21 protein-coding genes and 1 tRNA gene are annotated in these 21,990 nt (G+C 55.8%); 5 read left to right on the plus strand and 17 right to left on the minus strand.

The features are described from left to right. Positions 1–46: 46 nt before the first annotated feature. A complete protein-coding gene (locus I4X03_RS04475) occupies positions 47–1,066 on the plus strand; it encodes an SAVED domain-containing protein (protein WP_223466354.1) in 1,020 nt (339 codons plus the stop codon). A 238-nt stretch (positions 1,067–1,304) separates the two neighbouring features. Here the strand turns inward: I4X03_RS04475 and I4X03_RS23150 are convergent, their stop codons facing one another. Then, positions 1,305–2,000, minus strand: coding sequence for a hypothetical protein (locus tag I4X03_RS23150; RefSeq protein ID WP_307735335.1), 696 nt, complete (start codon positions 1,998–2,000; stop codon positions 1,305–1,307). A 60-nt stretch (positions 2,001–2,060) separates the two neighbouring features. Beyond that, positions 2,061–2,549 carry a hypothetical protein gene (locus I4X03_RS23155; protein ID WP_307735336.1) on the minus strand — a complete coding sequence of 163 codons (489 nt, stop codon included), beginning with the start codon at positions 2,547–2,549 and terminating at the stop codon, positions 2,061–2,063. Between the two features lie 366 nt (positions 2,550–2,915). Here I4X03_RS23155 and I4X03_RS04485 point away from each other — a divergent pair, with 366 nt between their 5' ends. Beyond that, positions 2,916–3,059 carry a hypothetical protein gene (locus I4X03_RS04485; RefSeq protein ID WP_223466356.1) on the plus strand — a complete coding sequence of 48 codons (144 nt, stop codon included), beginning with the start codon at positions 2,916–2,918 and terminating at the stop codon, positions 3,057–3,059. Positions 3,060–3,092: 33 nt separating this feature from the next. Here the strand turns inward: I4X03_RS04485 and I4X03_RS04490 are convergent, their stop codons facing one another. The 5 genes from I4X03_RS04490 to I4X03_RS04510 form a co-directional block, all read right to left on the minus strand. Further along, positions 3,093–4,259, minus strand: a complete 1,167-nt coding sequence (locus I4X03_RS04490; protein WP_223466357.1) for a hypothetical protein — start codon at positions 4,257–4,259, stop codon at positions 3,093–3,095. 9 nt (positions 4,260–4,268) lie between these two features. Then, entirely contained in the window at positions 4,269–5,447 is a 1,179-nt protein-coding gene (locus I4X03_RS04495) for an HNH endonuclease (protein WP_223466358.1), read from the minus strand. Positions 5,448–5,629: 182 nt separating this feature from the next. After that, positions 5,630–6,859: a hypothetical protein gene (locus tag I4X03_RS04500; protein ID WP_223466361.1), complete on the minus strand. Its 1,230-nt coding sequence runs from the start codon at positions 6,857–6,859 to the stop codon at positions 5,630–5,632. Between the two features lie 191 nt (positions 6,860–7,050). Next, entirely contained in the window at positions 7,051–7,506 is a 456-nt protein-coding gene (locus I4X03_RS04505; RefSeq protein ID WP_223466363.1) for a hypothetical protein, read from the minus strand. A gap of 65 nt (positions 7,507–7,571) precedes the next feature. After that, positions 7,572–8,279, minus strand: a complete 708-nt coding sequence (locus I4X03_RS04510; protein ID WP_223466365.1) for a hypothetical protein — start codon at positions 8,277–8,279, stop codon at positions 7,572–7,574. A gap of 501 nt (positions 8,280–8,780) precedes the next feature. Between I4X03_RS04510 and I4X03_RS04515 the strand changes: the two genes are divergently transcribed. Continuing rightward, entirely contained in the window at positions 8,781–9,035 is a 255-nt protein-coding gene (locus I4X03_RS04515; RefSeq protein ID WP_223466367.1) for a hypothetical protein, read from the plus strand. A gap of 50 nt (positions 9,036–9,085) precedes the next feature. Here the strand turns inward: I4X03_RS04515 and I4X03_RS04520 are convergent, their stop codons facing one another. The 5 genes from I4X03_RS04520 to I4X03_RS04540 form a co-directional block, all read right to left on the minus strand. Next, positions 9,086–9,610 (minus strand): HAD domain-containing protein, encoded by a 525-nt coding sequence (locus tag I4X03_RS04520; protein WP_223466369.1) that lies wholly within the window; start codon positions 9,608–9,610, stop codon positions 9,086–9,088. A 292-nt stretch (positions 9,611–9,902) separates the two neighbouring features. Next, on the minus strand, positions 9,903–10,478 hold the full coding sequence (locus tag I4X03_RS04525) for an HAD domain-containing protein (RefSeq protein WP_223466371.1): 576 nt from the start codon (positions 10,476–10,478) through the stop codon (positions 9,903–9,905). Positions 10,479–10,643: 165 nt separating this feature from the next. Further along, positions 10,644–11,006 (minus strand): hypothetical protein, encoded by a 363-nt coding sequence (locus I4X03_RS04530; protein WP_223466373.1) that lies wholly within the window; start codon positions 11,004–11,006, stop codon positions 10,644–10,646. Then, positions 10,999–11,454, minus strand: a complete 456-nt coding sequence (locus I4X03_RS04535) for a hypothetical protein (protein WP_223466374.1) — start codon at positions 11,452–11,454, stop codon at positions 10,999–11,001. The genes I4X03_RS04530 and I4X03_RS04535 overlap by 8 nt, the downstream gene beginning before the upstream one ends. Beyond that, complete coding sequence (locus I4X03_RS04540) at positions 11,451–11,855, minus strand: hypothetical protein (RefSeq protein WP_223466377.1); 405 nt, start codon at positions 11,853–11,855, stop codon at positions 11,451–11,453. Before I4X03_RS04540 ends, I4X03_RS04535 begins: the two co-directional genes overlap by 4 nt. A 172-nt stretch (positions 11,856–12,027) precedes the next feature. On the opposite strand from I4X03_RS04540, the gene I4X03_RS04545 reads away from it, so the two are divergent. Together I4X03_RS04545 and I4X03_RS04550 are read left to right on the plus strand one after the other, a co-directional pair. Next, entirely contained in the window at positions 12,028–12,264 is a 237-nt protein-coding gene (locus I4X03_RS04545) for a helix-turn-helix domain-containing protein (RefSeq protein ID WP_223466380.1), read from the plus strand. 674 nt (positions 12,265–12,938) lie between these two features. Then, positions 12,939–16,703, plus strand: a complete 3,765-nt coding sequence (locus I4X03_RS04550; protein ID WP_223466382.1) for a hypothetical protein — start codon at positions 12,939–12,941, stop codon at positions 16,701–16,703. 353 nt (positions 16,704–17,056) lie between these two features. Here the strand turns inward: I4X03_RS04550 and I4X03_RS04555 are convergent, their stop codons facing one another. The 5 genes from I4X03_RS04555 to I4X03_RS04575 all read right to left on the minus strand — a co-directional run bounded on the left by I4X03_RS04555 (position 17,057) and on the right by I4X03_RS04575 (position 21,926). Next, the gene (locus tag I4X03_RS04555) at positions 17,057–17,422 is read right to left on the minus strand and encodes a hypothetical protein (protein WP_223466384.1); all 366 of its coding nucleotides are present in this window, start codon (positions 17,420–17,422) and stop codon (positions 17,057–17,059) included. Further along, positions 17,415–18,113 (minus strand): ParA family partition ATPase, encoded by a 699-nt coding sequence (gene parA, locus I4X03_RS04560; RefSeq protein ID WP_223466386.1) that lies wholly within the window; start codon positions 18,111–18,113, stop codon positions 17,415–17,417. Before parA ends, I4X03_RS04555 begins: the two co-directional genes overlap by 8 nt. Positions 18,114–18,801: 688 nt before the next feature. Beyond that, positions 18,802–19,524, minus strand: a complete 723-nt coding sequence (locus tag I4X03_RS04565) for a hypothetical protein (protein WP_223466388.1) — start codon at positions 19,522–19,524, stop codon at positions 18,802–18,804. 489 nt (positions 19,525–20,013) lie between these two features. Then, complete coding sequence (locus tag I4X03_RS04570; RefSeq protein ID WP_223466390.1) at positions 20,014–21,735, minus strand: site-specific integrase; 1,722 nt, start codon at positions 21,733–21,735, stop codon at positions 20,014–20,016. 115 nt (positions 21,736–21,850) lie between these two features. Further along, positions 21,851–21,926: transfer RNA gene (locus tag I4X03_RS04575), tRNA-His, on the minus strand. Between the last annotated feature and the right edge of the window lie 64 nt (positions 21,927–21,990).

The raw sequence follows: 21,990 nt of genomic DNA on the forward strand, positions 1-21,990 counted from the left end.
GATTGCCGCTGCAGGAAGATGTCAATTTCGGGGCTGCAATAAGCCCGTGTCCCGTGATTTCCTGACGAAACGAGCGGCAAAAATCGGCGAACTGGCCCACATTGTTGCCGACAGCCCGGCCGGGGCTCGCGGCGTGGTGGGGCTTTCAGAAAAGCTTGCTGACGATGCGAATAATCTGATGCTCGCTTGTTATGACTGTCACGCACGCGTGGACCGCAACGGGAAAAACAGCGAATACACTGCGGCGCAGTTACTCGCCATGAAACGTGAGCACGAGGCGCGCATCGAGCTGATATACAGTGCCACTGGGGTGATGGACAGCCTGCCGATATTGATGTCGTTCCCCGTCGGAACCCATTTGCCGATATTTGATGTACGCCAGGTGAACTATGCGATGCTCGAGAATAGCCGATTCACGCGCGCTCCCAGGAGCCCGCACATCCACGTCGACCGCGTAGACTTCGACATCCTCGACAGCGCCGATGATTTTTGGCCGCGCGCTGAAGCGGCGCTGCAGACCATTTTTGAGCAGCGTATTCGCCCGGCACTGACAGAGAAGAACGGCCCAACACACCTGACGATTGCGGCATTTGCGCCGATTCCGATGCTCATGAAGTTGGGGGCGCTTCTGGGTGACAAAATAGAGGCATCGGTGCTCGACTTGCCGGTCGAACGGTGGCTGTGGGATGTTCGGCCGGAATGTCCAGCACCGAAGTACAAATTTGACGTTCCCGACAAGCTCCCTCGAGAAGTCGCGGTTGTAGTCAATATTTCAGGACTGGCTACGCCGCCCGACCTCCAGATGCCGGTCCTGGAATTCCGTGCTGAGGCGCCCAATAGAGGAATCATTCGAACAGAGGCGCACGTGCTCGAGTTCCGCCGGCAATTCAACGCGTTCTTAAATGCCCTCAATGCCGCTGGGGTTCGCTTGTTGCACATCCTACCAGCGACGCCGTTGTGCGCGAGCGTCGAGATTGGACGCATGTTGCTTCCTAAGATATTTGAATCGGTTCATGCTTGGGAGTGGCAGGCGCCAGTCTGGAAGCAAGCGCTGCGTCTGAAATAGGTTCTTGAAGATGACAGCATCCTGGGCGACTAATGGCTTGAACAATCATTGTTTGGGAGCGACGCGCTTGTACACTGGCTGGAGATGGCTGCGTTTTCAACCTACAGAACGGTGCCACTTATTCTCGTGGGATTGCCAGCGTTGTTGTTGTGGTGATATTGTTGAGATGTTTCGTGCGCCAGCTCTACGCCGCTTCGGTACGCTTGCTAATCTTCTTCTAACAGCAACGCGCCAAAAATCAATCAGTCAACTGCCGAGCCAGCACCCGCCGGACAAACTCGCCCCCGGCACCGCTGGCAGCAATCAGCTCCCGCACATCCTCCTTGACCACAGTCTCATCCACTCCCGCAGTGCTGGCCGCCGCCATCACAGCCGCGTACGCGTCCAGCACGTCGATGTCGGTAATGTCGTAACCCCATCCATTGGCGATGCCGCGCAGTGCAACCATGCCAGCAGCCTGCGCAAATTCCGGCCGTTCAACAGCAAAGTCCCGTGCAGCTCGTGTCAACGTTCGCGGGTCTGACGGACTCCGATTCGCCAACTCGATGGCCAGCTCGAACAGCTCGCTATCTTTGGCCGCCGCAAACCACTTCCCCTCCTGACCAGGCTGGCTCGCAACCAAGTCACGCAGAATGGTCTCCCTTGGCCTACCCGGGTACTTCTTCACGATAGCCTTAAATGTCGCCAAGTTTGTCGTCGCATACGTCGCCGCAACCGCGTAGCGCGCGTATGCTTCATCCGCAAACCCAGAGTCCAGCAGAACACCTTCACAGAATGCCGCAATGGCCGCCAGTGGCGCGTTCAGGCCTTTCGAGTCCTCGGCATAGGCGATGGCCTCCGCGGGCTTGCCGGCTGTGGCCAATGCCTTGGCGCCCCACACCCTGTTATGCCACGACTTGTGCCGGTACTCCGACTTCGCAATCAATGCGAGCAACTCTTCGTGCCTCCCAGCTGAATACAAGGCGCTCAGACATGCGGTCGTTCCCTTGTAGTATCAATACTCTCTGCTACGAGCGCAGTGGTCCCACATTGTCGTCAACTTGGGCGACATGTAGTCGGCCCACTGTGCCGCAATCTCCGGCGTCGCACAGAGGTCGCCCCAAAACTCCCCGAGGTACTGGAGAGCGTCCCACAATCGGTCCAGCCATTTCTCGCGAACCGCTCGGCTGACGTCGGCCTTCGCAATGATTGGGACGACGGTCTCAATGGCACGGTTCACAGCGCTCCCGATGCCGCCCGAGGAACTGTCGACCTGCTCAATCGCCGGCGCCAGCTTCTCAAGGAATAGCAAGGCGCCCTCGGCAGCCAACACGGGCTCCATCTTGGCCACCGCTTTCATTTCAGTGAGGGCTTCTTTGATGCGCTTGATGGGCGTGGCCGATTTCCACCCGAATGCGTTACGACGGAAGCGGGGAGCGAACTGCCATTTGTAAGATGTAGCCATTGTCCGGAATTTTCTCTTTAAAGTATTTTTGGCGGCCATCGCGGGCCGGTCGACCGCTGACTCGAGAGCGGCAGCCGCTCATAGATGCGAACCTGGTGGTCGACGCCGGGGAAGTTGATGGTTGGGTGACGTACGTTGATAGGCGCCCCTATCCCGTTCTGCATGCATCTCCCACGTCTGTGCGACCATCACCGCCTGCAGATGATGCTCCATTTGGGTGGCCAGTTCCCAGTGGATGGTAGGTGAGGGCGCGCAGTAAGGGAAACAGTCCTTCTGCTATGCGGCCGCGCCACTCGCTGACGGCGCCGTCAATACATGTTTTCCAAACCGTCGTATTACAATTTTTCTTGCTACCTAATACACTGGGTTTGTCGGCAATTTCGCCGACTCCACTAGGAGATAATTATGGGCCGCACCTCAAATGATGACCGCAGCGACAGCATGAACCCCAACAATGACGCCTATGATGACAGCCAAGACAATCGCTCGGACCAGTTGAATCCCAACAATGAGCGCTATCAAGGCCAGGACCAGGACGACGACGAGTAAACTGTCAGCTCTGTCCAGTGCGCTAAAGGCTGGTCATGGTCCGGTCGCCGCCGAACTTGCCTGCGCCAGTCCTGCGAGATTGGCTCGGTGGAATTGCAGCCAAACCGGGTATCGACAACGCATCCACGCCTCAATGTTATCGTGGCCAAACGGCATACCGAGGCCGAGATGTTTGGCCTGTTCGGCCTTGGCGCCCTCCAGCGTTCCCACGACATTTTTGATGTGCTGTGCAACGTAGCCCAGGAAGTTGAGCTGGCGGGCGGCGGCGCTTAGCCTCCTAAAGGTGACAGCGTCCTCGGCGCTGAGTAGTGCCTTGGCGATGGCGGTCCCATAACTCGCGCTTGGGAAATTTTTTCCGCGGCTCCAGGCGCCGAGCGTTCCAACTTGGACGCCGAACGCTTTTAGTCGCGGGTCTTTCATCAGCGCCGCCGGTGTTGCTACCTTTGCGGATTTCAAAAGCCAGTCAAATAGCTGCGCGACGGTGTTCTTGGCGGTGTTATCGTCCGGGGGCAGTAGCTGCTCGATGAAGGAGTGGTCACCGTCGACATCGTCCGCCCCCGCCTCGATATCCCAAAGTGCGAGCAAGCTTAGCCAAACTTCCAACGCGGCGCCAGTCCGTAACGCTAGTCGGTCGTTTGGATGGAGGGGTTGAGCTAGGCCGTGCAGCGACGCTGGTGACATGAAGCGCCGCAGGAGCGAATGGCCGGCGAGGTATTGCGCAGCAGCTTGGAACTGTCCCTCGTCAAAAAGCATCGTCGCCTGACGGCTGGCGCGTTCTACGTCACAGAGGAACTGCGCCGATGCCGGCCACTCGACGGGCTGTCCGTTATCGTCGCGCAGCGCCCCAAGGAGGTGAGCTTCCCACATCCCCATCTGTGCAAAAGCGTTTGTAGGCGAATCGGGTGAATCAAATGCTGCTGCCAAGGCTTCGGCAGTTGCCGGCGGCAAGAGGTCCAAGAACCGGCCTCGCAAAGCCTTCGTGACCTGGCCCGTTCGGCCAGCGCGCTCCAAGCCCTTGAAAAGTGACTCTTCCCCAATCTCGATGAAAGTAGTACGCACGGATTGACCTCGAAGTCGCATTAATACCTCGGGGTCAAACAGAAACAGGCCGCTCAGATTTATAGGCTTTTTGCGGCCCTCAAACGGATTGAGATAGCGCGGGCGGCGTTGTGAGCGCGTTTTGGTAGCGGAAGCGGTCACCGAATTCTCCTAACCCAAGCGGGTGGTGACTGATTTGCCGTGAAACTCTCCATAGTAATCGCACGTGTCGCCCGATAGAGCAACCTGACCGGCATCGCTAATTTTTAGCAGTCCGCGGTCGTACAAGCTGTGCAGGTCCCGGCGTAGCAGAATGCCGTCGGTCCCGGTGTTGTGCCCCTCGCGCCAATCGCGGCCAAACAGGTGAGCTGCTTCCAAGGCCTCCGGCACGGCGCATCCACTGACGACACATTGACCGCCACAAGCTCGAAATACCTCGTCACGGAACAGCCCTTGGTCTGGTCGCGTCTGCACCTGCCTGAAGCGTGCCGCACGCTGTTCAAAGTCATCGCTGGTCTTGATTGGCTCTTCGGCCGGCGCCGAGGAAGCCGGACCAGGTGAAGCAGCCGTTCCCTCCTGCCTCCAGTGCGCGTAGCAGCGCTCCCGCTCCAATTCATCATCGTCAATGTGAAACTCGTCGAAGAGCCCTTGGGAGCAGCGGCGGGTCTCCTTGTCAACTATAAGCGCCGTGATAATGGGTTCGCCGGCGTCCTTGCAATCATGGCCGAGACGGCTCATCGCGTTGCGCAGGGGGTAGAACGTAAGAGCAAACCGGTTCATGACATCCGAGTAGGTCACCATCCCCCGAGCGTGGCAAACCTCGACAAGCCATGTACGAATAGCAGGGATTTTTTCCTTGTACGAATCCGTTGACAGACCTGACCGATGCGCATCATCTACCGGGAACACGCCATCGCCTGGCGCGGTCCGGTGAGACCGGGCGTGCTCTGCTAAGGCCGAGATGGGCACTAACTCGCCGACAATAGCGACGATATCCCCGTTCGACTTCCGCTCAAGTCGGGACAGCGCAAACACACCATCGTCGCGGTATGCGACGATTTCCCGCGGTCGTGCGTTCTTGTCCTTTGCCGTCGCAATAACGGTGTAACCAGCGACACCGCCGTCCCAAAGCGCCTTAAGTTGGACGATGCGCTCGTCCAGCCCAAACGAGTCGGTCCGTTCGTCCGCGTCGACCATATCCAGGAGTCCTAACTTCTTCTCTTTGAATGCATATTCGTCATCCCAGGTACGTAGCAAGATGGCATCGCCGCTGCGTGCTCCCCACGACCACCGAATGTTCCGGAACGGATACCCTAAGTCTGCGAAAAACTGACTGATTACTTTTGCCATTGCACGTCGTACTTTCAATAAAAATGTTGCCCCTCAATTGGAGCACACTGCGCTTTCCCTGGTCTATCGTGAAGCCCCTAAGGTTCTCCATCATTCGCGAAAATCGCAGTATTCGGTTGCTCCCAGCGCTTTCGCCGCTGGGAGCAAGGTATATCCTGCCTACCGGCGAAAGCGCCACACATTTAATGAACCAGCTGCCGTTCCAGCATTCTTTGGATAAACTGGCCGCCATTGGGGTTTGCTGCAATCAACGCCCGTACATCCGCTTTCACAACGCTCTCATCCACGCCCGCCGCCCCGGCCGCCGCCAACACTGCCGCGTACGCGTCCAGCACGTCGCTGCCCGTAATGTCGTAGCCCCACCCATCGGTGATACCGCGCAGCGCGGTCATGCCAGCAGCCAGCGCAAACTCGGGTCTCTCCACCGCGAAGTCCCTAGAGGCACGTATCAGCGTCCGCGGGTCTGACGGGCTCCGATTCGCCAGCTCGATGGCCAGTTCGAAGAATCCGGCGTCCTTTGCCGCGGCGAACCACTTCCCCTCTTGGCCAGGCTGACTCGCAACCAGGTCCCGCAAAATGGCCTCCCGCGGCTTATCCGGGTATTTCTTGGCGATGGCCTTGAACGTGGCCAGGTTGGTCGTCGCGTAGGTCGCCTCAACGGCATAGCGCGCGTACGCTTCATCCGCAAACCCAGAGTGCAACAGAACACCCTCGCAGAACTCCGCAATGGCCGCCAGAGGCGCGTTCAGGCCCTTCGACTCCTCAGCGTAGCGGATGGCCTCTGCGGGCTTGCCGGAAGCAGCTAGAGCCTTGGCACCCCATATTCGGTTATGCCACGACTTGTGTCGATATTCAGACTTGGCAATCAGCTTTAACAGCTCTTCGTGACGACCAGACGCGTAGAGCGCGCTCAGACATGCTGTCGTCCCTTTGTAGTAGCCATACTCGCCAGTGCGCGCGCAGTGGTCCCACATTGTCGTCAGCGTCGGCGACGAATAATCAGCCCAATAACATGCGATTTCGCGCGTCGCGCACAGCTCGCCCCAAAATTCCCCCAAGTACTCGAGGTAGGGCATGTCGTCTTCCTGGAGCGCGTCCCAAAGACGGTCCAGCCACTTCTCGCGCACAGCGCGGCTGACGTCGGCCTTCGCGATGATTGGCACGAGGGTCTCGATTGCTCGGTTGACCGCAGAACCAATCCCGCCGGAACTGCTGTCAACCTGCTCGATAGCCGGCGCCAGCTTCTCCAGGAACAGCACCGCGCCCTCGCCGGCTAGAACCGGCTCCTTCTTGGCGATTGCCTTAATTTCAGTGAGGGCCTCTTTAATGCGCTGGATGGGCGTATCTGACTTCCAACCGAACGCATTGCGACGGAACCGGGGAGCAAACCGCCATTTGTATGTCGTAGCCATGTTTTGAAACGGACCTTTGAGATTTTCTTGATGAGCGAACTGTGCCGAAAAACCACTTGCCGGGGAGCACGATGAAAGAGGCGCGTGCGACTGAGGAGCGAATGCTGCACGGCTCCCTCTCACTTTCCCCTAAACGCTAGTTTTTCGGTGTGGAGACGGCGTAGGAAATCGACTTCGGCCTTTCGATGCTGTCAACCTACCAATGTGCCGCAGGGAAAGAGTTCCTCGGTTGGGTCAATCGGAGAAAAAGCAGGAAATTGTCCACCAGGGCGGTGCTTATTCTCTTCCTTTGTCATCAACACGGTCTGGTCCCGCTCGAGGAATACAGCGAAGAATTCTTCTAGCGCGAACGGCAAGTCTCTGTCGTAGAAAAGTACCTTAGCCGTGCTTGAGCGGTCGGCGCGGTGTCCACGCTGGATGGCGCCAGGTTGTCGTTTGAACTCATTTGAGGCAAAGATTTCGAGCGCAGCGTCGGTGATACCGATGACTCTCCAAGACCAAGGTCTAGACCCCATCATTCCGGTCAACATCCTTGTCGCGTCGGCCCTTGTAAATACGGTCGGAAAATTCTTCAAGACCTGGAACTGCGAAACATAGAGGGAATAGAGCGCTTGCCGTAATTGCTCATTCTGATGGACTGATTTCATTCTATTTGTGGCCTGCGGAAATGAGCGACTCCGTCATGGTAGCTGCAACAGTGCTTACTTGCTCATCATTGCGTTTCGTGAGCTCTATTTGCGGCTGTATGTGCGGCATCCATATAGCGAGTTCGGTCGTGCTCTGAAAACTTCGAGATGGCCTCATTCACGGCGCGCGCAAAATTTCCTGGCGATGACGCCTCTGTCTTGGCCAGGCATTGGAAATACGCCGGCATTACCACGCCCCAATTGACCCCAACATCAGACGAGCTGCCATCGTCTGAGAACGCTAATACGTCGTCGTTCCCCTTGTCGATGTGGCAGAGCAATGCGAACAACAGTGCGAAGCAATCTCGTACCTCATGCGCAAAACTATCACCCGTGTTCGGCCCAGTATTTTCCGAAGAAGTGACGCACTTGCGCATCAGGCGGTCGAATTCAGCGATAAATGCATCCGTGCCTGCTGACTGCTCCCGTCGGCCCTTGCGATTGTCTTCAACCTGCTCGTAGTACTCCCCGCCCATGGCGATATTGTGAAACGAACGCACCTGGTCGAGCAGTGATGGCACAACGTTGGTTGCGGCGTCGTCTGAACGGGCGTCGGTAGAGTCCACATTGAGTTGCACGATATCGCCCAGCAATGCGCCCAACTGGTCCCGGGTTACGAGTTCAATGGCCCGCTCGGCGATAAGGAGAAGGGTGCCGCGAGGCAGGGCTCGTAGCTCAGCACGCAACCCATTGGAGTCAATCTGATGTTGCGTCATCGTCCATGCTTTCTTCAAGTTCTTTGACTGTAGCGTTCCTGATACCTTCTATTTTCGGTGGGGCGCTTGGACTTGCCAGCACAACCTTGTGTGCTGAGATTGCAAGCACAGCGCAGCATGGCGAAATTGACATTATGCGCTACAGCCTTCTTGCCGGTGCACCATCACTTCGGAGGACGCTCATACGGCCAAAACCTACTGGCCGGGGCTGGCGCCCACAATTCCGCAGCAATTCGCTCCTTATAGTTCAGCAAGGCAGTCACATGCGCCGCGCTCGCCGAAATTAATCATCACGAATTTCCGCCAAATATACTTCAAGCCCCTTGACTCGCGCTGCCGCCACTGGGCGAAAATTGTTCGCGGGGGCCAGGCACTGCCTCTTCCGGTCGAAGTACTGGGGGCAAATGACATTCGTGTTCCGTACGCTGGATTTGATTGCATTGAAAGGCGGTCGACGCATCTCCGCATCGGCCACTTTCTGGTTAAGCGAACCGTATTAATCGGGGCGACGAAGAGTTGATGCCCGGGGATGTGCTATTCGAAGGAGAGGCGAACCATCATCGTCGAACCGACCGTGGCTGGACATACTGCATTCAGGTCGTCACAAACGATGGTGAGCTGTTATTGCTGGAGTCAGGCTTCTGTGCGGCGAAAGCTGCACTGAAGGCGCAAGGAATGGCGCCGGAACTGCTCCAGGGCTCGGGAGACATCGCAGCCATGGTTCGGATTGCGCTCGGTGTCCGCGCCGGGCTGAATGTAACGGCGCCCGACTGACATTTTTCGGAGGTACGTAGCGGCCCTCGCGTTGGCGGCGCGGCAGCTGGTCACCGCAGTTGGCCACGCAAAATTTTTTGGGCCGACCGCAGTTTTGGATGTGTGAATCCGACCCAAGCATCGCAAAGCACTGCTCGTTCCTCAAGGTGGGAGCCGGGCAAGGATTGGCCACTTAAGTGGTCGTCGAGGATGACGTACGGTAGCGGTGTGCCGAGCGCGTGCAGGTCGAGCCACCCGTCGATTTCTGTCAGCCGGTACGAACCTTCGTCGCGCGGGGTGCACCAATCCTGATGCAAATTCTCAGCGACAAACGCGAGTCCTGTGCGCCGTAACACTTCGCTAATCTGCGTGCGGTCGAGGAACGACGTCCAAGAGGAGCTGATGACAAACTCAGGAACGAATTCCTCATACAACGTTCGCAAATTTTTGCATGCAGAAGCGTCAAAGAGAAATTTCCAAAGGGCCGGAGCATCGTCGAGCGCTGCTCGTTTGAACGCCTCCAGCACCTGAAAAGAGTTGTGTTCTCGGTGAACCGCAAGCACATCATCGAAATCACAAATGACTACTGGGCGCATATTTGAATCCTTCTAGTCGGCGCGACGTTGCACATGCGGCGCAATCACGACTTGCAACGTGCAGCCACCTGGCGCGTCATTATGCATCGCCGGCAAAAAGCTGGAAGCAGGCGCGCCGCACCTGAAGCACCTATCTCAAGCGATGTTGGCTCTCTGCCAATTGAAGTCTGCGGCCTCAGACTCAGCGTCGCAAAATATGCATTGAAATCAGAGACCGCCGTGATAGCGTCGACCCTGGAAATTCCGGCATGAACCCAGGCGCATTTGGGGCAGTTGAACTCGCCGAGATTTTTCATTTTGTGTTTCGTCCGAAATTCATGTGCATCACTGTTCGCAGCCGGTCCTGCGCCTCCGCCCTTTGCAGGCCAACGCAACCGTCGGTCAGAACGAGCCGGTCACGACGCACATCATGCGGCCACAAGATGTCTTCGTCGTCGATTACTATCCAGCGGTCCGGTCTGCGCCATTCAACGTGCGTCGCGACGATATCCGATTTGGACATCCGCCAGTAGTCCTCGTTTGAGATGTGCAATGCTCGCATTGTGCCGCTGCGTGTGGTTACTCCGCGCGTGACTTTGGTGGTCAGGTCCTGATAGGTGTAGCCAACTACGCGCGCGGCGAGCGATGGGCCTAAGAGTTCAAGCACTGATTCAAGACCGTGTGCCCATGGTTGCGTCGATGTCAGGACAAGTTCCACTTCCGGCCAATTCTCCAGGGCATGCTCGAGGACCGGCGCGCTTTCATATTTGGAGTGCCCATCCGTTAAGGGCGACCGCCCATGAATAAGGTTGTACGTAGACTCGCTCGGGTGCAAGACACCCGAAATTCCAAGGTAGACTGTTGGGGCAATTGTGACGTTGTCGCTCATGGGCACTCGTCTCCTGGCTCGCGAGGGTTGAGCATGTCCTTCAACATGCAACTGAGGCCGAGCGTGTCCCAAGGCTCGTCAATCGCGATTTTGTGCGCAATGTAAGTGCGTATCTCTGCGTCTTGCTCTCGCGTGAGCGGGAGCCCGCGAAACGGCTCGAAGTCGTCAGTTGTCATGTGCAGCTTCCGGCGCCGGCCAGCCCAGTAGTTTCGCGGTCTCACGAATCACCCAGCGTGCTTCGTCTTCACTGACCCATTTCGCCTCAATAAGGCGCACCAGGTATTGGTCGAGTATGTCGGCCTCTGCCATGTCCTTGCGTTTCCCAGCTTTGGTTTCAATGCAGCTCGTCACGAACTGCGGTACGAGTTGCATGCAGTGCTGCCAGCGCTCATGAAGTTCGGGAGGCGTGCAGCCAGGGGTGTAGTAGCGGCCTTTGTATTCAATCGCCAGGAATTTCTGTTGGACGCCCGGCACCGCACCCAAGTGCTTTGGCCGGGGGAAGTCGTCGGGAACCGTGATGTCAGTCATTGTCACCATCTTCGTCGCTTAGTAGGTCGCTGAGCAGGCGGTCGAGCGAGATTGTGTCCCACGGCACGCCCGCGTCGTTGCATCGAGCGACGTATGCCCATACCTCGAATTTTTGCTCGTAGTTGAGCTGTAGGTCGCGAAACGTGGGGAGCTCTGGCATGATGACTTCAGCTATGGACGAGCTTGAAATGGGCACGTCACATTCTCGAATTGGTATGAAGTCTGAAGCTGCGGCGCCGCACCAATAGCAGCGCTCGTAGCACTCAAGATATGCGTCCGGCCCTCGGGTCGTCACGCGGTTTATTTTGCTCGCGACGACGTAGAACGCTTCAGCCTGGCGTACCTGCTCTTGGGCGTTATTCGGCTGGATACCAATGTGCATCCAGCCGCAGCGCAGGCATTTGAAGTACCTGCATGTTGCTGGTCGTGTGCTGTTGGGTTCGGTCATTTTCGGTCGAGGTCGTTGCATTCTTGCGAAAGTGTCCTCTCCGTGAAGTGAGCGTGGAAGAGGTCTTCCAGTGAGACGCGGCCAGTCCCGTAGTGAATTGTTTGGGATATCAGCTCATTGCGAATAGCTTCGTCGAGCTCAGCTACCAACTGGTCAAACATCAAGTCACTATTGTCACGAAAGATGCGCAAGCGTTCTGTGTCCTGTTGCGAAAGTATTCGTTCAACGTATAAGCCGAGCGCAGCGTAGAGCTCCTCATTCTGGCGCGGGCTGAAAGCCCGGTCACCGTGCAGGGCCAGTGTTCGACACCACATAATCAAAACTTCGATTGGCCAGTTGCTTGGCATCAGATTCTGCTCGGGCTGGGAGTTAAGCGCGGCGCTGAATAACGAAATTGACATCAGGCTCTCCTGTTTCATTTAGCGAGGCGACGGGGCGGCCCGATAGTCCAGATTGTGTTTGCTCTGACTAACCCTCGAGCTGAAACGTTGGGGAGTCGGCTTCCTTGAGCGTTCCCAATATTAAATATATTTAATAGACTAGCATAATATTTGACGCCATGCTACCGCCGCTATGAGCAGTCAAAAAAATCAAACATCAGCGCGTGAGCGCATTGCCTACAACCTCCGCGAACTGAGGAAGAAGAGCGGAGTTCCCCAAGATACTTTGGCGGCGACCGCCGGTATTTCTCAGACGTTTCTGTCCCAGGTTGAGACTGGGAAGAACAACATTTCGGTTGATAAGCTGGAGCAAATCGCCGGCGCCTTAGGTGTTGACGTCGTCGACCTCTTGCAACCGTTACCAGTATGACGGTCATACCGCATTACCGGCATATGTGCGGATGTGCATCCGCCCATATGCGAATACGGTGAGGCTCGGGTATCGTCCAATGGGAACACGTTGCCATTGTGTTCTCATGGCACGGTAACATTCAGTGCGACTTGGCGCTGCCAACAAATCTGAATGGGGACCGCTGATGCCAATCTTCGTGCGACTTTCTTCATGGTGGAAGGCCCGCCGGCCGCAGCCGATGGACCAGCTCCTCTCTGTGACGTTTGACGACGAGGAGGTCCGGGTCGCCGCACATGGCCAGATGGACACAACGTGGAATCAGTCTTTTCGCTGGGAGCAAATCGAGCGCGTTTGCTTTACTGATGACGGACTGTATTCGTCGGATAGGATTTCCATTGAACTCAAGGGTGGCCTGACGCCGGTCGTCGTGCTTACTGAGGCCCTCGGAGGAAATGAATTCTATGGTGCGCTCACGAAGCGAGGGTACTTTCCTCATGAGGTCTGGCGCCGTGCGATGGGGGAGACTGCGGGCGCGACTCATTGCTGGCCATCGAGACCGGGCGGTGGATAGGTGGTGGATAATTACGGATAGTCGGTACTGCGGGCGTGATGGGGCGGAAGCCGACACCAACTGTCAGGAACCAGTCGAATTGAGGGCCCACAGCCCATACCAACTAAAGGGGCGATGAAACATGCGATGGATTACCGACGAAGACCTGAAAACTTGGAGTCGCAGGACTGATGCCCGTGAGCTCTTTATAGACCTCGTCGGCGACCTTATTCGTGCGACCGTCGCAGATGTGACGAAGTTCAGGTTCCCTGGTCAGAGTGCCGGAACTCTTCGCGGCTTTGATGGTGACCTAGAGACAACAGTAGCGGTGTCGAGAGTCCCAGCCGGGCACTCCAAGTGGGAGTTCGGCACGACACCTACTGGCAAGAGTAAAGCGCAGGGTGACTATGACAAGCGGACTCTAAGCACCTCCGCAGACGTGATGGCCGAGAACGCTTTCGTGATGCTGAATTTGCATTCCTGGGATACACCCAAGAAGACTCTCGTCGCGTGGTTGGCCGAACGCGAGGCCGAAGAAAAGTGGCGAGAAGTCTATTTCATTGACGGCACCGCTCTTGTCCAGTGGCTCGAAGAAAAGCCGGCGGTCGCAGCACGGTATGCGAAAACCGTTCTTGAGAAGGCTCCTCGAAATGGCGCGCTAAGTACGGATGAGTTCTGGGAGCGCTATAGCCAGAGCTTTAAACCAGCCCTTTCAGAAAAGATGCTGCTCTGTGGTCGAGAAAGGGAAGCTGAGCAACTTCTTCATGTGCTGAGCGGCGGTCCACAGAACTTCACGTTGGGTGCAGATTCGGCGGAGGAGGTTATTGCATTTGCCATAGCGGTGATTCGAACAGCGCCAGTGGAGCTTCGCAAGATGCTCGAGGCTCGGACAATGGTTGTTGAAACCTACGACGCCGCGCAGTTCCTGTTGGGAATGAAGGACATGACCTTCCTCATTTGGAAAGGTGCTGAAGACCTCGGTGGTTCTCTCGGACAGAAAGGCCCGACGCTCACTGCGGCGACCGGTCAGCAGCGCAATCGACAGGGAATTGCCACTCTCGAGAGACCAACCGCAAGCGCTATGGCCGAGGCAATGGAGTCTATGAACATTGACCGGCAAGAAGGCTACGATTTGGCGTTTAAGTGCGGTCGAAGTCTTACTATTCTTCGCCGACTGCGTCCGGCGGCCGGTATCGCGGCGCCAGCTGAATGGGAGCACTTGGCGGCATCACTTAAACCTGCATTGTTAGCCGGCGGATGGACTACCGACTCGGAACTCGACAAGGAGGTCGTCGCGAGTCTCGGCGGCGGGACGGATTACGTGGCGGTAGAGGCGCCAATTCGGCAGACTCTGAACATGTGTGACCCACCTTTTGACAAAGTGGCGCAAGTTTGGCAAGTCCGCGCAGCTGTTGACGCTTTCCCGCACTATGGGCACCTCGTCGATGAGAATGACCTCATGCGTCTCAAGGTGGCTGCGATTCGCGTTCTTGGTCATCAAGTAGCGCAACCAAGCGCCGAAGAGAAGTTTTCTTTTGGCTATCGAGCGCCGGCAGATTACAGCACATGGCTACGAGATGGCCTGGTATATACCCTTAGGCTGTTCGCTGTCATGCCGGAGGTTGGCGGGCTTCGATTGAGCGGAACAACACCTCAACGGTATGTAGATGATGTAATTCGCTCGCTTCCCGGATTCGCACAGAACCATCAATGGATGCTACCAATTCTTTCGCAACTTTCGGCTGTCGCGGAGGCTGCCCCTATCCCTTTCCTGGAGGCCCTCGAGAGAACCCTTGAGGGCCAATCTAGCGAGGCTCTCGGCCTGTTCCAGGAACCAAGTGGCAATGACTACTTTTTCGCCGCAACCAGCCCGCATGTATACGTGCTTTGGGCATTGGAAGTCTTAGCGTGGAATCCCTCCCATCTGCTTAGGGTGACGGTCGTCCTTGGGAGGCTTGCAAGTATCGACCCAGGTAAAGGTTCTAAGAATGGCAACCGTCCATTAAGTAGCCTGAGGCGAATCTTTATACCTTGGTCGCCCAACACCGATGCTGACCTGAATCGACGGCTTATTGCGATTGATGGCTTGGTGCGAGGGCTTCCAGAAATTGCTTGGGAGTTGATGCTTCTGTTGATGCCCCGCGCACATGACACGAGTTCTCCAACGGCGAGGCCAATCCTGCGTGACACGAAGCCCCTTGAATCCGAACAGATTACGTTCGGACTGGTTTGGGACACCGAGACTCGTGTTCTGGACCGAGCGATTGCGCTTTCGCAAGGATTAGAGCTACGTGTAGTTTCGCTCGTTGCCCATCTAGGCAATTTGCAGCCCCCCAACCGTGCACGTTTGGTCGCTGTATTTGAGGAGAACCTGAGCCTCCATTCCAATCCTGAAGGCAGCGTCCTTTGGCATAGGCTCAGGGAGTTCGTCGCGCATCACGAAGGTTTTCCAGACTCAGATTGGTCGCTTAAGGGTGAGGAAATTGTTTTTCTTAAGAAGCTGTTGGACCAACATCGCCCGTCTGATAGTGTCGCCCAAGCACGGCATCTATTCGATGATTGGATGCCGCTCGTCGGGACGAACGAGAAGACCTCTATGGAAGATGTTGAGGCTGCCAGAGCGATGGAACTTCGACGTGTTTATGACGAACTCGGTATTCAAGGACTCTTCCGACTGGCCAATACAGTCAAGCTGCCGGGCCAGATGGGACGGGCTTTTGAGGCATTGGACCTGGCATTTGACGATGCGGATAAACTCATATTCGACCTCATGGCCGCAGGTGGTGAATGCTACAACTTGGCCTGTATGATTTCCGGTGTATTGAGACGTGACGGAGGAGTTGCTTGGGTCAGCTATTTCACAATGTTTATCGCTCCCCGATGCAAGTCCACGAAGGATACGGTCTGGCTCCTCGCGAACTGGCCGAACAATGCCGAGACGTGGGCGTTTGTTCAATCGCTGGGACAAGACGTTGCAAATACCTACTGGAATGAAGTGGGCTCGCTGCCGTGGAATGGGCCTGTCGAAGAGTTCGATGAAGCTATCAGTGAGCTCCGCCGCGCCGGCCACAGCTTGAGAGTGTTGACTTCGTTACACAAGCGCGAGGGACAGTTGGACTCGAAGACGCTGTTGTCATTGCTTGATGAGGCTGTCGCCGAGATTGTCAAAGGAGGCGGTGCCAATACGATGATTTCGTATGCGATTAGCGAAGTGTTTGAGACGCTAGCTGGCCGGGAGGATGTAACGCTATTGGAGGTGGCTCGGCGAGAGTATATTTACTTGCCGCTAATCGAGCAGAGCGTCAAAGGACTTTCTGTTCACGCTCTCCTAGCGGAAGAACCGACTGAATACGCTGCTATCCTTAACGACGTCTATGTAAGCAAGCATGAGGAACCAGACCCCAATCCGACAGAAGAAAAGCTGACGAGAGCTAAACTGTCCTACCGCCTCCTTAAATCTTTTCATACCATTCCAGGTGACAAGAACGGCGCCATTAACGAGCCAACACTTACCAATTGGGTGTTGGAAGTTCGACGGTTGGCCGCCGAGAGCGGTCGCGAAGACATCGCAGACGAATTCATAGGCCAACTCCTTGCGCACGCCGAACCGGACTCGGTCAATGGGGCCTGGCCGCCACCAGGAGTTGCCTCTGTGCTTGAGAAAATCGCATCTGACATTGTCGAGCGAGGTATCGAAATTGAGCGCTTCAATATGAGAGGTGTACATTCAAAAGCGCCCGACGAGGGCGGCGAACAGGAACGTGAGCTCGCTTCACTTTATCGCAGATGGGCAGAGCAAACATCGTCGTCTCGCACCACGGCGATGCTGGAGCGGATAGCGGAAGAGTGGGATGGAAATGCAAAGCGAGTAGACATCGCAGCAGAACAAAGGAAGCTGAAACGCTAGGCGGACTGCTAGTGTTCACGAACGCTGCGCCCGTCCACAGCTGTTTCGGGCGGAAGCAGTATTCGCCAATGCGTTTGGCGGTGGACGGACTCTATTCAAAGGTGGAGTCACTCTGCCATCATCGAGACTTGTCTTGTTGCCGGAGGAAGATAATCGTCTGCTTTTCTGCATACACGCCCAAACGGTGACACGGTCATGTCGTCAGACCATCGCATTGAAATTCGCGACGTCTTGCCCGCAGACTTGCGGCAACCCCGTTGAACCACTTGAGGGGACGGGGGCGGCTCCAAAGGAAAATGCCACGATGGCGACCTAAGTCACGACCGTGGCATCAAGAATAATTGAATCAATCCTCAGGACCTTTTTCCTGGTCTCAGTCTCTCGAGTTTGTCGATGGCTGCGGCGACCTCTTCACCACTGTAGCCGCTGATTGCGTGTAGTCCGATGCGGCAGATATCGCTCGCCGTAGGAATTGGACCGTGAGCTGCGGACGTTCTGCGAAGCATTTCGACCAACGCGTAGTCACTATCCGACATAGAAAACGTATGGCGTACCACCAGCGTCTTTGACGGCATCGGCTCCTCTGCCTGGCGCTGCTTCTCCGCCTCTGCCTCCAAGTTCGCAAGTACAGAATCGACTTTTTCAAACCGGTCTTTGTCTGCAGTATCGTGTGACCTGATGCCGGCCTCAATGCTTGCCTTGAAATCTTTTTTAGTCATTCTGACCTCCGAGTATTTCGAGAACTTCGTCGACCAGTGCGCTTACTTCGCTTGCTGCAGCGCGCGCATCTCTGCCCAGGGCAGCGACGGTCGTGCCGGCGAGGATGGCTTCTTGGTATGCAGTGCGATGTGCCATGCGTGACCTCATCAGTGGAACTTCGAAAGTCGCGAGCTCGTCGAGGACGGCTCTGGACAAGGACGTTCGCTGAATCTTTGTCGCCAAGAGCACTGCCTTCAATCCCGGATTTATGACCTGGATGCGTTCAATGAGCGCCAGCGTAGCCCGACACGACCAAACATCGGCCGGCGAGGGCGGCACTGGAACGATGACCAGGTCCGCAATTAAAAGTGCAGATTGCGTCGTTATCGTATCGACCGAGGGAGGGCAGTCAATCACGATGTAATCATAATTTTCGAGTTGTCGTTGAATTTCGCGATGCATTTTTCCGGCGTAAGAAGCCATTCCGATTACCGTTGCTGGGAATGGTCTGTTGTCCGGTGCCGAACGTGCCCAAGCTACAGCCGTTTCCTGGGCATCTGCATCGACGACGAGGACTCTGTTGCTGCGATTTTCGATGCTCGGACGAATTCCGAGCTCGCCTGAGACGGTAAGGGACGTCGTGGTTTTCGCGCTTCCTCCCTTCTGGTTGGCGACGGCGATTATTTTTGCTGTCAAAATTTTCTCCTTCATATTTTTTGTCCGATGATGGCCACGGCCCCGTTCAGGAGGCTGCAGCCGATGTGCCTGTGCTACGTGTAGTGACTGGCGGCTTGGGTGGCGCTTTGGAAGCGACCACGCTTCACACGTGCACACGTGCATACGGAATGAAGGTATTGCGGTTTATATTTTCCAGCCTCTGAAAGGAACGCCGTTAGCGAGCTGGGGGGCGGGGTGAGACACCAGGCCCAGTAAGGCACGGCGGCGCGAGGCTAGGAGGGATGGCAGTTTGCCGCAATAAAAGAGCCTCCCACCGGGAGGCTCTTGAATAATGAATCAGTCGCTGGATAAAGCCGCGAACTGCGCCGCGAGGTGCTGCAAGTGCTGCGCCAGCATGAGCCAGTGTGTTGGCTCCGGGTGGTCGCACAAGCAAGCGGTAGTTATCGGCAATGGCATTCGGGAGTATTCGACGGTTGTCTCCAAATGCCGGAACCGGCCGGAAGGCTGCTCGGCATGTCTTTCAATTAGCGAGCATTTCGCGCCAGCACGCTCGAGTGCAAGTATCGCGGCGGTCATGGTTAAGGCTGCTGCGTGTGTTTCTGTATCCAATTGAGTCTCCTCGGTGGCCTATGTGGTGTCTTGTATAGACCCCCGTGCTTGAGGAATGAAAAAAGCCCTCCGGAAGAAGGCTTGAGCCGGCTTACGGGCGAAATGGTCGGCCCTACGCAGATTTCTTCGACGGCGCCGTCTTGGCTTTGGTCCGCGGAGCAGGCCCGGTTGTGACCAGTTTCAGGACGGGGGCCTTCTTGGTCTTGGTCGCCGAAGTTGCTGGCTTGATGTTTGGAACAGGTAGACGCTTGATTACAGTACGGTGCCGGTTCAGCGCCACGACGATGCCGCGGGTGCGGGCCAGATTTTCAGTGGTTTCGAGTCGCAGCCTCACGTTCTCGAGTTGTTCCGCAATTACCGCACGGTTTGCGTCCTTCCGTTCGCGTTCCTTTTTCGACACCTTGGTCCCGGGGCTTACGACCAGATTTTCGTCGAACTGCTGCAGTACTTTTACGTCTTGGAGGAGGACTTCCAGTTCACGCACGATGTCGTTGTCGGTTCTAAGCTTTCCAGTGACCGGCTCATTCTTGAATTCCTCGGCGCACTTTTGAAATTCACTCAGCTCACGCATAAACCCGCGGTCCACCTGTCTCGCGATTTGGTAGCAATGGTTGCGTTCGGCGTCGGTCTTGTACGGGTCATCTGCAAGCACGAAGTACATGTCGCTCTTCGCGACAAGCTCAGCGAACCTGGCGAGCATGCATGTGACCGCCCATGCGCGCCGGCGACTCTCGCTGGAAGCTTCGGTTTCGACTTCTGGGAATGCACCTTTCGAGTATTTGGTGATGAGGGCCAGCATCTGGGTCATGGTTTCGACGGCTTCTTTGTTAATCATTTTCTATTCCTTAGTGGTTGAAGGCACGGAGGCAGAGTTACCTCAACGTGCGGATTTGGAAATGCAAAGAGCCCCTGTGGGGCTCGGTAAATCAAAGTGTAGATGTGCGAACCTGGTCAGAAGAAACTGGCTAGGGGAGGCGGTATTTGTTGGGGAAGGGTATTTGTGCGTCGAGGAAACGCACCTTGATTTCAGGCTCAGCGGGAGTTTTTGCTCCGGGCTATAGACCTGTCTCGCCAGATTTTTAGAGAACCGAATTTAGAGCGTGAGGGCTCGAACAGCGCCGCGTTGTGGGCTCTGTCATTCGGTTTCTCGGTCGGGGAGTGAATGAACTATGCCAGAAAAAATTCCATGTGGCAATATTTTTTTGTAGAGTTTAAAGGGCCTTTTCCGACGTTGCCCCACTTACACTTGTACTGGGCGACGGGGAAAAGCCGCCCAACAATTCTTTTTGAACTGTTGAGCGGCTCATGTTCGCCCCATGCGTGGTTAAGTCTTCTTCTTGAGGGATACCGACGACTTTCCCGGCTCCCAAGGTTTCGCCGGAATGGGCGGGAACTTAATTCGCGCGAAATGCTCCGCGGTTACTTCGAACGGCAGGTCTGACCCATATCTGTCAGTCATCGCGCCGTCGCCAGTGGTATGTCCGAGAAGCCGCTGCAGGTATTTGCTCGGAACTTTCGCTGTTTCGAGCAAATCCTTCATTGTGTGGCGGAAGGAATAGAGAACCTTTCTTTTGTCACTGATTCCTTGCGCGCGCATATACCGGCCGAAAAATTTCGAGAACGAGCCCGACAGTTTCCCGTGCCAGTCTTTGACTAGGGTCGGGAACAACACCATCGAACCGCGCGCGTGTAACCAGCTTACATACTGCAGCAAACCCAGCTCAATGAGCTCTTTTGCGACGGGTACTTTTCGCAGCGATGCCGCGTTCTTGAGCGTTCGACAGTGGCTTTTAGGTATGTCGCTAAACAGGTCAAGGTCTTCAGACGTAGGGCGGTCGACAATACTAAAGTACCAACCGTATTCAGGGTCTTCAATCAAATCGCTCAACGCAAGGCCAGCAATTTCCTCAGGACGGGCACCTGTGTAATACATAAGTAGGGGAATCCAGTAACTTGCCTCGCCAGACTGACCTTGAGACCGAGCGTGTCCTACGAAAATTTCGGACCCAAGCAGCACATTGAGGTCGGCCAAGTCGAAGGGAAGGCGGCGCTTTTGACGTCGTTGGACTGTATTTTCCTTATATCCGAGGGTCGAAATTGCCGGATTGACGTCAAGTAAAAGCCGCCCTACGGCAATGCGGTAAATCCCTTTTATTTTCGAAACGCGCTCATTGATTGTATCCACTGCCAGGCCGCGACTCTTCATATCCTTCGCGAACTCATTCATCAGTTTCGGAGTCACCTGGCCAGGATAAAGGACGTTGCTCAATGCCGCAAACCGACGCAGGTCACGCCAAGGAGTTTGCGATGCAATCGTCGTTGACTTGGGACGGTTGTCGGTAAACGTATTCCATTCATTGAAGACGTTTTCCCATGTCACCAGGCCGGAAGGCGTTGGCGCACGTTCAGGAGCGATGATTTGCAGCGGATGAAGTACCGGCGATGCGACTGAGTCTGTGTCGACGATATTTCCGGTCTGACGTGAAATTTGATGGTCCAAGGTCAAAATAGCGCCCCGCAGGAACGTTTGGCTAGCGCGCTTGGCTTCGTCTTCATCGGGCACATAGTCGAGACCGCAAAGGTGCAAGAGCCCGTGCAGTGCTGGAAACATCGTCATCGCTTTTCCTTGCGCCAAAGCTCTGCCTAGCTCTGCTCGTTGTGAGTTCAGGCGCTCGGAGGTTTCGTCGAATTCGTCATCAGTCGTTTCTTGCTGCCTTTTGTGTTCGTCAAATTGGAGGACCGAGCGCATGAAGAACTGAACGGTATCGTCAAGCTGCTTGGTCGAGAGTCTTGCAATCCTCTTGGACGTTACTGAAGCAAGCCCCAAATCCAGCTTTTCTCTCTTTTGGTCGAACTCTTCGTCGATTGCAGTCAGTTCTTTGCGCGCGAGCCTCTTGGCCAAGGCTAAATCGGCGGTGCCTAGACTACGGATGATGTGCGTAACGTTCGGGGGATAGGCGGCGCGGATGGCCGTCGGTATGCGGCGGCGCACATAGGCAATCTTTTTGACGCCGCGCAAGTAGATATTTTCGGTGAGGACTTTCATAGCTGCTCCAATGGGTTGTGTGTAACAGCCCGTGTAGCAGATGGTTTTATCCCTGAAAGCAAAAAAGGCTCGATTCCCTTAGAAATCAAGCCCTTAGCGCTTAAACCGAATTTTGTGGGGTGGCTGATGGGGCTCGAACCCACGACAACAGGAATCACAATCCTGGACTCTACCAACTGAGCTACAGCCACCACTGAGTTACATCTGTTCCGATGCTTCCGGGACAGGCAGAGATTATACAAACATATCTATCGA

This window comes from Massilia soli, assembly GCF_016809835.1.
In the GTDB taxonomy this organism is placed as follows: domain Bacteria; phylum Pseudomonadota; class Gammaproteobacteria; order Burkholderiales; family Burkholderiaceae_D; genus Telluria_A; species Telluria_A soli.

Bases quoted from the DNA above. Each gene is read 5' to 3' on its own strand.
- I4X03_RS23155 (WP_307735336.1), bottom strand. From the start codon at position 2,549: ATGGCCGCCAAAAATACTTTAAAGAGAAAATTCCGGACAATGGCTACA.
- I4X03_RS04485 (WP_223466356.1), top strand. From the start codon at position 2,916: ATGGGCCGCACCTCAAATGATGACCGCAGCGACAGCATGAACCCCAAC.
- I4X03_RS04495 (WP_223466358.1), bottom strand. From the start codon at position 5,447: ATGGCAAAAGTAATCAGTCAGTTTTTCGCAGACTTAGGGTATCCGTTC.
- I4X03_RS04500 (WP_223466361.1), bottom strand. From the start codon at position 6,859: ATGGCTACGACATACAAATGGCGGTTTGCTCCCCGGTTCCGTCGCAAT.
- I4X03_RS04505 (WP_223466363.1), bottom strand. From the start codon at position 7,506: ATGAAATCAGTCCATCAGAATGAGCAATTACGGCAAGCGCTCTATTCC.
- I4X03_RS04515 (WP_223466367.1), top strand. From the start codon at position 8,781: ATGCCCGGGGATGTGCTATTCGAAGGAGAGGCGAACCATCATCGTCGA.
- I4X03_RS04520 (WP_223466369.1), bottom strand. From the start codon at position 9,610: ATGCGCCCAGTAGTCATTTGTGATTTCGATGATGTGCTTGCGGTTCAC.
- I4X03_RS04525 (WP_223466371.1), bottom strand. From the start codon at position 10,478: ATGAGCGACAACGTCACAATTGCCCCAACAGTCTACCTTGGAATTTCG.
- I4X03_RS04530 (WP_223466373.1), bottom strand. From the start codon at position 11,006: ATGACTGACATCACGGTTCCCGACGACTTCCCCCGGCCAAAGCACTTG.
- I4X03_RS04535 (WP_223466374.1), bottom strand. From the start codon at position 11,454: ATGACCGAACCCAACAGCACACGACCAGCAACATGCAGGTACTTCAAA.
- I4X03_RS04540 (WP_223466377.1), bottom strand. From the start codon at position 11,855: ATGTCAATTTCGTTATTCAGCGCCGCGCTTAACTCCCAGCCCGAGCAG.
- I4X03_RS04545 (WP_223466380.1), top strand. From the start codon at position 12,028: ATGAGCAGTCAAAAAAATCAAACATCAGCGCGTGAGCGCATTGCCTAC.
- I4X03_RS04550 (WP_223466382.1), top strand. From the start codon at position 12,939: ATGCGATGGATTACCGACGAAGACCTGAAAACTTGGAGTCGCAGGACT.
- I4X03_RS04555 (WP_223466384.1), bottom strand. From the start codon at position 17,422: ATGACTAAAAAAGATTTCAAGGCAAGCATTGAGGCCGGCATCAGGTCA.
- parA (WP_223466386.1), bottom strand. From the start codon at position 18,113: ATGAAGGAGAAAATTTTGACAGCAAAAATAATCGCCGTCGCCAACCAG.
- I4X03_RS04565 (WP_223466388.1), bottom strand. From the start codon at position 19,524: ATGATTAACAAAGAAGCCGTCGAAACCATGACCCAGATGCTGGCCCTC.
- I4X03_RS04570 (WP_223466390.1), bottom strand. From the start codon at position 21,735: ATGAAAGTCCTCACCGAAAATATCTACTTGCGCGGCGTCAAAAAGATT.